Annotated in this window: 1 protein-coding gene; it reads right to left on the reverse strand. The window is 62.2% G+C overall.

Features of this window, described 5'->3' with window-relative positions:
• Positions 1-222 (reverse strand): hypothetical protein (locus tag BN4575_RS20335; protein WP_218060786.1); only part of this gene is annotated, 222 nt, incomplete at its 3' end.
• Between the last annotated feature and the right edge of the window lie 508 nt (positions 223-730).

The raw sequence follows: 730 nt of genomic DNA on the forward strand, positions 1-730 counted from the left end.
CGGGGTCAGCGCGTTCGGGGTCAGCGCGTTCGGGGTCAGCGCGTTCGGGGTCAGCGCGTTCGGGGTCAGCGCGTTCGGCAGGTTGCCGTTCTCGCTGATGATCGCGCTCTGGTCCTCCCCGATCAGCTCCCCCGATTCTTCGTCGATCTCTGCGCCAATACAGCCAACGGTCACCAGAGGAAAAGCGACGAGCGCAGCGAGTCGTGCACAGGAAAACACCATGACGGCCCCCCTTTCGGTACTGCGTCCAGTCTCAAGGTCGAAGAATGGCAAAGTTTAAGATAGCATGTCGAAACGTTCGTGTATACGGCTTTATAAAGACCTACTGCTCACCTGAAAAACTATCGTGTGGTTGCGGGAGCGCTCGCGGGCTAGCCTCGCTCGGTTTCGCTCGGCGCCCTGGTCCTGGGATGGCCCGGACATTCTGGAAATTCAGCGAAGCGTGAGATGAGCACCATCATGCCTTCTTACACGATGGCGCGCCCGGATGGCTAGACGCTCGGCGCGCGGATCACGTGGAAATGGTCTCACACCCCGCGAGACGCTGGAGCGGACGGGTCCTGTGTGCGCAGCGCTCGCCTCGGCGCATACAGCCGCGTTTCTCAGCGCATACAGCCGCATTTTTCGGCGCATACAGCCGCGTTTCGAGCTGCGTGGATATCGAGGCGAGCGCCATTCCCATCGGTTCGGCCCAGCAGCGCACCGGGAAGCAGCGCGCGCTCGACGTCGC

The sequence above is a fragment of the Aeromonas sp. EERV15 genome (genome assembly GCF_900079845.1).
Classification (GTDB): domain Bacteria; phylum Pseudomonadota; class Gammaproteobacteria; order Enterobacterales; family Aeromonadaceae; genus Aeromonas; species Aeromonas sobria.